The organism is Chryseobacterium sp. 2TAF14 (assembly GCF_052115105.1).
Lineage (GTDB): Bacteria > Bacteroidota > Bacteroidia > Flavobacteriales > Weeksellaceae > Chryseobacterium.
Map to the genome: position 1 here is coordinate 1 of NZ_JBFRGA010000122.1, position 9979 is coordinate 9979.

Sequence of the window (9979 nt, forward strand, 5' to 3'; positions counted from 1 at the left end):
GATAAAAACTTTACCCTCTGTGAATTCTAGAAAAGATACAATTTCCAGAGATACACAAATAGAAGAAGTGGTTGTTTTAGGATATAATAATGTTTTGAAAAAGTCTTTTACAACAAGTTCTGTTACAACCGTTGAATCAAAAATGTTTGAAGACCGACCTAATATATCTGTTTTACAATCTCTACAAGGACAAGCAGCAGGTTTGTCAATAAATTTTGCTTCAGGTTCTTCAGGATCAGGTAAAGTAAATGCGATGATCAGAGGTGTGTCGTCGATAACATCACAATCAGATCCTTTATATGTTATTGATGGAATGGTTTCAAATTCTACACAATTCAGAAATTTAAATCCAGGTGATATTAATTCTGTCTCAGTTTTGAAAGATGCTGCAGCTACTTCTATTTACGGAAACAGAGGCGCGAATGGTGTAATTATTATCAATTCTAAAAATGGAAAAAACTCAAACCTTAAAATTGATATAACTCCCAAAACTTATTTTGCGGTAAAAAATATTCCGGGTGATAGTTTGACAGTTTACGATAAATCATATTATTATGACGGTTACCGAAAATTTTCTTATCCGGTTTATGAAACCACAAATACTTCATACCGCCACGATTACCGCGAAACTTTGTATTGGAATCCTGTTATAGAAACCGATAAAAAAGGCAAAGCCCAAATAGAATTTTATCAGTCTGATGCCAATTCTGCTTTCAGAATTATGACGGAAGGAATTGCTGCTTCAGGATTGATTGGCAGAGATGAAACCACTTATGCAGCACAAAGTTTAATTTCTATTGATGCTAAAATCCCGCAATATTTAACAAGAACCGATCAGATGATGATTCCCGTTGTCATTAAAAACAATTCTTCCGAAACAAAAATATTGACGATGAATGTTATTGTTCCGAATCATATTAAGCTGATGAAAGCAGATAGTTTAATTACCTTAAAACCATTAGAATCAGGAAGGTTGTTTGTGAAAATGCAGACTGATAATTTAATTAGTTCAAATATTCAGTTCACTGTAAAGTCAGGAGATTTCAGGGAAACAATGATCTTGCCTCTGAAAGTGGAGGAAAAAGGTTTTCCGCATCATTTTTCGATTGTAAATAACAAACCGGAGAATATAAAGATCAATATTCCTGAATACGTAAACGGAAGTTTTGAAGCATCTTATTACGTCTATGAAAATTCAGCATTGCAAATGTTTGAAGATATTGAAAGACTGAAACGTGAACCTTACGGATGTTTTGAACAGCTTTCTTCGACGGTTTACCCGAATGTTTTTATTCTTGATTACTTAAAATCTACTCATAAAATTACTTCAGGAACAGAATACAGCGTCGTTAAAAATATGAAAAAAGGATTCGAAAAAATGCTGTCTTATAAAAATAAAGATGGCGGTTTCTCTTATTTCGGGGACAGTGAATCTGATGTTGCCTTGTCGGCTTTTGCTTTGCTTCAGTTCAGAGATTTAAAAAAATATGTGAAAGTAGATGCAAAACTGGTTCAGAATCTTACATCATTTATCCTGTCAAAGAAAAATGCAAATGGACTTTTTGAAGTGAGAAGAAGTTATGAGTCTAAATCTGAATATGCAGAATATTCATGGTCCAGAAATATGTATGCTTTGTATGCATTGTCTAAGCTTGGTTTTAAAAATGAAATTCAGGATACTTATGAAATCAGCCTGAAAAGAGTTTTGGCAACAAAAGATTCTTATCAGTTGGCTTTAATGGCAAATGTTTCTTCAAACCTTGGAAAGAATGAAAATTATAATAATTTGCTTTCTATTTTAAATGAGCAGTACAAAAATAAAGATGTAAAAACCAAAACCACATTTACCGGTTCACAAGGAATTTCTGCCAATGCAGAAACGCTATCGCTTTACATGATGGCTTTACAGAAAAATGAAAATAGCAATCAGCTGAAAATAGCCGAAGTTGCAGACGAGCTGATCAATTATAACGGATATTACGGATTTGGCTCAACTCAGGCTACAACCGTGGCTTTAGAAGCATTATCCGATTTCTTCGCTAAAAATGAAAAGTTATTTGGAATTGATAAACCAGAAATTAGAATAAATAATGCTAAAGTTTCGCCAAACATCATGTTTTCATCTGCATTTAAAAAAGGTGAAAATAATTTGAGCATAGAATATTTGTGTGACAAAGGCTTACCTTACAAATTAGATTATCAGTATTACACTTTAGCCGCTCCAAAAAGTGAGAATATTCCTGTTACTTTAGAAACAAAACTTAAATCTGAAATTTCAAAAGTAGGCGAAACCAACAGAATGGTTGTAACGGTAAAAAATAAAATCAACGGGCAATTACCAATGACGACAGCAAAGATCGGAATTCCTGCAGGTTTAACCTTACAAAATGCTTTGTTGAAAGATATGGTTGATAAAAAGCAGGTTTCTTATTATGAAGTTTTTGATAATTACTTGGTTTTGTATTGGGAACATTTTGATGCTAACGAAACGAAAACCATTAATCTGGATTTAAAAGTTGAGTTTGCAGGGGAATATACAGGAAAAGCAAGCAATGTCTATTTATATTATATGCCAGAATCTAAGTTTTGGAACGAAGGTGTTAAAGCTAAAATAGAGCCTTAGAAAAAGTAAGTAATTAGAAAATCTCAGTTCATGCGGACTGAGATTTTTTAACTTAAACATAAAGAAGGAAAAAATTTAAAATAAACTTTCAAAAATTATTGAAAATTCAAAAACTATTATTATATTTGTAATAGAAATTTAAAAAAATCAGAAAATGCAGCTTTCAGAAGCCAAAGAGAAATACATTCAGACTTGGGGAACATTTGCGACGAGCTGGGGAATCAACCGTACGATGGCGCAGGTTCATGCTTTACTTTTAGCCAATGGAAAACCGCTTTCTACCGATGAAGTGATGGAAATGCTTGAAATTTCGAGAGGGAATGCCAATATGAATCTTCGCGCATTGATGGATTGGGGAATTGTAAAAAAAGAATTCATCAAAGGTGACAGAAAAGAATATTTCGTTGCCGAAAAAGACGTTTGGTTTTTGTTTAAACAAATTACCAAAGAGCGCAGAAAAAGAGAAATAGAGCCGGTTGTAGCTTTTTTGGATGAACTGAAAAATATTGAAGATAAAGATTCGGAGGAAGCTAAAGAGTTTATAAAACTGATGAACGATTTTAGCTCGGTGACAAGCAAAATTAATAATATTATGGATCTTGCAATAAAAAGCGACGATCATTGGCTGGTCGGAAAGATCACCAATTTATTAAAATAGAAAGGACATTAAAAATCCTTTTTTATTTCAGATTAACTTTCAAAAATTATTGAAAATATAATAATTATAAGATGTACAATATCATTTCATATCTGTTATTTCTGGGAATCAGCTTTTTTATTACCATCGATGTGGGAAGAAGGTGCTTCAATTCAGGAAAAATATATCTGGAATACCTTATTAATGATAAAGATTTTTGTTTAACAGTTAACCGAATTTTACTTGTTAGTTATTATCTCGTTAATCTCGGTTATATCGCCATCAATCTGAGTTTTTGGAAAAAAATTTCAAATAAAGAAGAACTTTTAATTAACGTTTCATCCCGCATCGGAATTATTGTTTTGATCCTTTGTGCATTGCATTTCATCAATATTTTCACGCTTTATATTTTAAGAAAAAAATTAACAATAAAATAAAATTATCATGACTGCAACTATCCTTACCCAGACGTACAACTTTTCAGCGTACATGATTTACTTACCAATTGTCATTACTTTGACAGTGCTTGTTTCTCAATTTCTTTTTAAAAATTCAAAAACATTTATGATTGATATTTTTCATCAGAAACAAGACATTGCGATGGCAACCAATTCATTGTTTAAAATAGGATTTTATCTCTTAAATATTGGTTTTGCGCTCTGTATTATCGAGTTCTTCCAAATCGAAACCATGGAAAGATTAGTTGTTGCGCTGAGCAAAAAAATTGGCGGATTCTCAATTTATCTCGGAGTAATGATGCTTCTTAATCTTCTACTTTTCTTAAAAGGACGTAAACATGCAATGAATAAAGACAAAATTAATGACGAACATGCTGTAGAATCTTAACTTTAAAATCAATTAGTATGAAAAATTTAATCATTCATCTCTTCCTCGTTTTTTACTTCGGAGGAAAATCAAAAAGTCGAATGCTTTAGAATTAATGCCATGAAAACTTTTTTAAAAGATGACTTTTACTTTCAGCTGACCATATTTTCGGTTATTTCAATTATCGTTTTGGTTACACTTCTGTTCGGAAATGAAAGATTCATTTGGTTGTTTTATGTTGGAGTGGGCATTTCTCAAATGATAAGTTATTTAATAAGATCAAATTATAATTACAAAAAATCAGTTCTTTTTAAAATTTATGGGTTTTTAATTTTACCCATTTTTCCGTCAATATTTTTATTATTTGTATTTAATGATGTCGATTTTTTATTTACAATCTTTATCATATTGCCAATACTTTCTGTTTTTTACAGTCCTGTTTTAGCGATCATTTATCTTTTCGACAGTTACAGAGCGATGCATCAAAATAATTAATTAACCTTAAAAAAAACTAAAAAATGAACCATATAGAATTAATAAAAAAAGTAGAATGGAAAGATTTGAAAAACCTTTCCAGCAGGGAAATGTTAATTGAAAACAATATTTCTTTGCCCTGGCTTTTGATTTCTTTATTTTTAGCTTACAAAGGATATTATTGGGTGGCGCTTCCGTTTTCCGGGTTTTATTTTTTGACTGCTTTGAGACAGGTACATAACGGGTTTCACAATTCTCTGGGAACAGGTAAATTTCTGACTTGGCTTTCACTGTACTTAAACAGTATTTCAATGATAACCTCCATTCATGCTGTGAAATTTAATCACATCAGACACCACAAATTCTGTCTTTCTGAAGAAGATTATGAAGGGAAATCTGCTTCCATGAAATGGTATGAAGCAATTTTCTACGGTCCGAAACATATGTTTTTAATCCATTGGATGACTTTTAAATTAGCTAATAAAAAATACAAGCAGAATATGTTTTTTGAACTGATTACAATTTCAGTATTTGTTTTTACTGCTTTCTATTTTCAGATTGCTTTTCTTAAATATCATATTTTAATCATGTTTTTTGGCGAATTTTTAATGGCTTTCTTCGCAGTCTGGACAGTTCATCATGACACTCAGGAAAACCCGAACATAGCAAGAACACAACGCGAATCCTGGAAAAATAAATTAACTTTCAGCATGTTTTACCATATGGAACATCATCTTTTTCCGGCAGTTCCAACCATAAAATTGCCTGAACTTGCAAAAAGAATTGATAAAGTTTTACCTGAACTAAATAAAAAACAAACCTTTTAGAAGTGTTAAAATGGGGTCCTGAAGGGACGACTTAAATCAGGATAGAATGCAAATCCTATCCACAATAAAAACAAAACCATGTAAACAATTCATTTAAAAACAACAATAAAAGCAGATATTCACAAAGTTTTCGATTTATTGAGAGATATTGATCTGCATCAAAAATCAACTTCAAAAACCCACGAAAAAGCGATTGCAGGAAGAACTTCAGGATTAATTGAAAACAACGAGACCGTAACCTGGAGAGGAAAACATTTAGGTGTTTACCAAACCCATACTTCGAAAATTATTAATATGAAAAAGCCTTACCAATTCACAGATATTATGCTGAAAGGAACTTTTAAATCTTTTAAACATCAACATCTTTTTAAACAAGAAGGCGACAACACGATCATGACAGATATTTTAGAATTCGAATCTCCTTTTGGAATAATTGGTAAGATTTTTAATCGTATTTTCCTAAAATATTATCTCAAAAAATTTCTTTTAGAACGCAATAAAATAATCAAAATTACAGCTGAACGATAAATCAAGAATCAAGAATCAAGAATCAAGAATCAAGAACCAGAAACCCATAACCAGAAAAACAAAACCACGAATTAAAAACTCTGAATCTCACATCCCGAATCCCGAATCCCGAACCTCAAATCTCAAAATATGAAATTCCTAAAAGCCGAATGGCGGAAATTGGCCATCATCAATTACGAAATCAATCCCGAAATCTTATTAGAATACCTTCCCAAAGGAACCGAACTCGATTTTTATCATGGAAAATGTTACGTGAGCTTGGTAGGATTTATGTTTTTAAATACTAAATTATTAGGACTCCCGATTCCTTTTCATAGAAATTTTGAAGAAGTGAATCTGAGGTTTTATGTTAAGAAAAAAGACGGGGATCAATGGAAAAGGGGAGTTGTTTTCATCAAAGAAATTGTTCCGAAATATGCATTGAGCATTGTTGCCAATTTTGTTTACAAAGAAAATTACAAGACAAATAAGATGAAAAATCAGATGCATTACACCGAAGATGATTTGATTGTAAAATATTCATGGAAAGATAAAGATTGGTATTCTATACATATTACAGCCGAAACTACTTCCCGAACGATGGAAGATAAATCTGAATTTGAATTTATTACAGAGCATTATTGGGGCTTTACAAAAAAAGGAAGCAAAACTTCAGAATACGAAGTTTGCCACCCAAAATGGGAATGGTATCTGGTGAAAAAGCATAAGCTTGAAATTGATTTTAAACAGGTCTATGGAAAAGACTTTGAATGTCTCAACCATCAAAAACCAATTTCTGTAATGCTCGCAGAAGGCTCTGAAATAGAAGTAAGAACGAAGAAGTATTTAGCTAAAGCTTAATTAAGGTAAGTTTTCAATATTAAAATATTTAGTATTCGTAATGTCATGCTGAGCGAAGTCGAAGCATTTTAACAATAAGCATGATCTACTTTTTTCAATGTTAAAATAATAATAATTTGAATAGAGTCCTGAAAGGACGATTTAAATCAGAATAGGATGTAATCCTATTGAAAATAATACCCCATAAACAATCAGCCCTCGGCAAAAAACCTTGAAAAATATTTTACCGGAAAAGAAAATCAGGTTTATATTTTAACACGAAATCCCAAACATGAAAACGAAATGTACTGCGATGCCATAAATTTTTGTGATTGGAAAAAACGTACTTTAAAACTCTGATGCCCCAATCAATCTTGCAGGGGAATCTAAGGTTGTTTGCACTCTATCAGAGTCCTGTTTAATTATAAAAAAAGTAGTTACGCTCTCGTAAAAAAAATCTTTGATTTTTATTCTTATGTGATCTAAAATATTTTCAAACCATTATACTTAAAACTCATGTGACTTATGTGTCAAAAAACTTTTATTGTTAAATATTTCACAACTAAAAGATGTCAAAAAACTTTTATGCCTTTTCTGGTAGAAATTTTCCGGTTAAACATTAAATTAGCAAAAACTAACCTGAATGTTTATCAAACCAAAAACGAAAACCTTTTTTCTTTCGTCGTTACTCCTGTCATCCACTTTTTTTTCACAGGCACACAATGTTTCTGAAGGGTATCAAAAACCTACAGATCCGCTTGTTGTGCAGAATCTTGAAAATTGGCAGGATATAAAATTCGGTCTTTTCATGCATTGGGGAACGTACAGCCAATGGGGAATTGTAGAAAGCTGGAGCCTTTGCCCGGAAGATGAATCGTGGACTCAAAGAAAACCTGAGCACGGAAAATCTTACTATGAATATGTGAAAAATTATGAGAACCTTCAGACGACTTTCAACCCGACTCAGTTCAATCCACAGAAATGGGCAGATGCAGCAAAAAAAGCTGGAATGAAATATGTGGTCTTCACAACAAAACATCACGATGGTTTTGCAATGTTTGATACCCAACAGTCTGATTACAAAATAACTTCTTCAAAAACTCCTTTCTCTAAAAATCCGAAAGCGGATATAACAAAAGAGATCTTTAACACTTTCAGAAAAAACGGTTTTAAAATCGGAGCCTATTTCTCAAAACCCGATTGGCATTCCGATGATTATTGGCTCGAAAAAAACAACCCGGAATTATTGTGGTAGACCGCACCGTTCCTGGAAAATGGGAAAATTATGTGACACCCGAACAAGCCGTTCCCGAACAAGCACTTTCAATTCCGTGGGAGAGCTGCATTACGATGGGCGATTCGTTTTCGTATGTTCCGAATGACAATTATAAATCGTCTCAGAAAATCATTGAAACGTTGGTGAAAATTATTTCCAGAGGCGGAAATTACCTGATGAATATTGCTCCCGGACCGAACGGAGATTATGATCCGATTGTTTATGAAAGATTAAGAGAAATTTCAGGTTGGATGGACAAAAATCAGTCGGCAGTTTTTGCAACAAGAAGTATTGCGCCTTACCATGACGGCAATTTTTATTATACGCAAAGCAAAGACGGAAAAACGGTGAATATTTTTCACTTGAATGATCAATCAACTTATGAATCTCCACCAACGTTAAATTTCACAATTCCAGAAAATTTTAAACCGAAATCATTAAAAGTTTTAGGTTTATCTGATAAAATTAAATGGAAACAAAATGGAAACTCAATTGAAATAAATTTACCAAAAGAAAGAAATCAATTAAAATATTCAACGGTAATTCAGGTAACACAATAACTAAAAAAAGTCTCTAAAATGACTTAGGAAATCGGAGCGTTAAAAAAATTAAAATTTAATCCGTTAAGAAATTCCTATTGTTTGAAGCGCGAAACAAATCTTGAATTGAAAACAAACTTCAAATTCGCGCGAGTTTTAGAATTTTTAGAGAACAGATTTTATTTTTAGCAAAGAGTCCCAAGTCTTGAATTTTTGGTTCTTTTGTTTGACTTCGTCGAATCTACGATTTCAAGACAAAAGAACAATAATTAAAATAAAATTAGCAATGCATTTTAAACTTCGATTTAAAATTATAGTAATTTCATTATTGAGCATAACATTTATTTCAGCTCAAAAACCATTATACAAAGACCCAAAACAACCTGTTGAAGCCAGAGTTCAGGATTTACTGAAACGCATGACACCTGAAGAAAAATTCTGGCAATGCTTCATGATTCCCGGAGATCTGGATAACGTTCCGAAAGATCAATATGCTCACGGAATTTTCGGCTTGAAGGTGAGTGCGGGAAATCAAGGCGGTGGAGTTGCCGGACAATTATTGCAGTATAATGCTAATGAAAGTGCGGAAAAATTAGCAAAAAAAATCAATGCGATTCAAAAATATTTTGTGGAAGAATCTCGTTTGGGAATTCCCATTATCCCTTTTGATGAGGCTTTACATGGATTGATGCGTGAAGGTGCAACAGCTTTTCCGCAGGCGATCGGTTTGTCGGCAACATTCAATCCCGAATTAATGAAAGAAGTTTCGACAGAGATTGCTACAGAATCAAAATTAAGAGGAATTCGTCAGATTTTGACGCCGGTTGTGAATTTGGTGAATGATATTCGATGGGGAAGAACGGAAGAAACTTACGGCGAAGATCCGTTTTTGACTTCCGTGATGGGCGTGAATTTCGTCAGTTCTTTTGAAAATATGGGTATTATTACGACTCCGAAACATTTTTTAGCAAATGTCGGTGAAGGCGGGCGAGATTCATATCCGATTCATTGGAGCAAAAGATATTTGGAGGAAACCCATTTGATTCCTTTTCAAAAAGCTTTTAATCAAGGGAAAAGTCGTTCGGTGATGACCTCTTATAATTTGTTGGATGGAAGACCTTCAACGGCAAATCATTGGTTACTGACCGAAAAATTAAAAAAAGAATGGAATTTCAAAGGTTTCGTCATCAGCGATGCAAGTGCAGTTGGCGGTGCAAATGTTCTGCATTTTACAGCAAAAGATTATGATGATGCTTCTGCACAGGCGATCAATGCGGGATTGGATGTGATTTTCCAAACCGAATATCAACATTATAAATTATTTATTCCTCCTTTTTTGGATGGAAGAATTTCGAAAAAGAGAATTGATGATGCGGTGGCGAGAGTTTTGAGAGCGAAATTTGAACTAGGTTTGTTTGAAAACCCTTATGT

The 9979-nt window shown here is 32.9% G+C and carries 10 protein-coding genes; all 10 read left to right on the top strand.

Annotated features, from left to right (window positions below; translation table 11 throughout):
- Positions 1–2623, top strand: a 2623-nt coding sequence (locus tag AB4Y90_RS12450) for a TonB-dependent receptor plug domain-containing protein (protein WP_441557895.1), incomplete at its 5' end; no start/stop codon positions are given.
- Between the two features lie 154 nt (positions 2624–2777).
- Positions 2778–3281 (top strand): GbsR/MarR family transcriptional regulator, encoded by a 504-nt coding sequence (locus AB4Y90_RS12455; RefSeq protein ID WP_441557896.1) that lies wholly within the window; start codon positions 2778–2780, stop codon positions 3279–3281.
- Between the two features lie 71 nt (positions 3282–3352).
- Positions 3353–3697: a hypothetical protein gene (locus AB4Y90_RS12460; RefSeq protein ID WP_441557897.1), complete on the top strand. Its 345-nt coding sequence runs from the start codon at positions 3353–3355 to the stop codon at positions 3695–3697.
- Positions 3698–3704: 7 nt separating this feature from the next.
- Positions 3705–4106, top strand: a complete 402-nt coding sequence (locus AB4Y90_RS12465; RefSeq protein ID WP_441557898.1) for a hypothetical protein — start codon at positions 3705–3707, stop codon at positions 4104–4106.
- A 497-nt stretch (positions 4107–4603) separates the two neighbouring features.
- Entirely contained in the window at positions 4604–5386 is a 783-nt protein-coding gene (locus AB4Y90_RS12470) for a fatty acid desaturase (protein WP_441557899.1), read from the top strand.
- Positions 5387–5524: 138 nt separating this feature from the next.
- Positions 5525–5914 carry an SRPBCC family protein gene (locus AB4Y90_RS12475; RefSeq protein WP_441557900.1) on the top strand — a complete coding sequence of 130 codons (390 nt, stop codon included), beginning with the start codon at positions 5525–5527 and terminating at the stop codon, positions 5912–5914.
- A gap of 129 nt (positions 5915–6043) precedes the next feature.
- Positions 6044–6754: a YqjF family protein gene (locus tag AB4Y90_RS12480; RefSeq protein WP_441557901.1), complete on the top strand. Its 711-nt coding sequence runs from the start codon at positions 6044–6046 to the stop codon at positions 6752–6754.
- A 622-nt stretch (positions 6755–7376) separates the two neighbouring features.
- Positions 7377–7988 (top strand): alpha-L-fucosidase, encoded by a 612-nt coding sequence (locus tag AB4Y90_RS12485; RefSeq protein ID WP_441557902.1) that lies wholly within the window; start codon positions 7377–7379, stop codon positions 7986–7988.
- A complete protein-coding gene (locus AB4Y90_RS12490) occupies positions 7952–8569 on the top strand; it encodes an alpha-L-fucosidase (protein ID WP_441557903.1) in 618 nt (205 codons plus the stop codon). Before AB4Y90_RS12485 ends, AB4Y90_RS12490 begins: the two co-directional genes overlap by 37 nt.
- Positions 8570–8876: 307 nt before the next feature.
- Positions 8877–9979: glycoside hydrolase family 3 protein (locus tag AB4Y90_RS12495; protein ID WP_441557904.1), on the top strand; the 1103-nt coding region annotated here is incomplete at its 3' end.

Bases quoted from the DNA above. Each gene is read 5' to 3' on its own strand.
- AB4Y90_RS12455 (WP_441557896.1), top strand. From the start codon at position 2,778: ATGCAGCTTTCAGAAGCCAAAGAGAAATACATTCAGACTTGGGGAACA.
- AB4Y90_RS12460 (WP_441557897.1), top strand. From the start codon at position 3,353: ATGTACAATATCATTTCATATCTGTTATTTCTGGGAATCAGCTTTTTT.
- AB4Y90_RS12465 (WP_441557898.1), top strand. From the start codon at position 3,705: ATGACTGCAACTATCCTTACCCAGACGTACAACTTTTCAGCGTACATG.
- AB4Y90_RS12470 (WP_441557899.1), top strand. From the start codon at position 4,604: ATGAACCATATAGAATTAATAAAAAAAGTAGAATGGAAAGATTTGAAA.
- AB4Y90_RS12480 (WP_441557901.1), top strand. From the start codon at position 6,044: ATGAAATTCCTAAAAGCCGAATGGCGGAAATTGGCCATCATCAATTAC.
- AB4Y90_RS12485 (WP_441557902.1), top strand. From the start codon at position 7,377: ATGTTTATCAAACCAAAAACGAAAACCTTTTTTCTTTCGTCGTTACTC.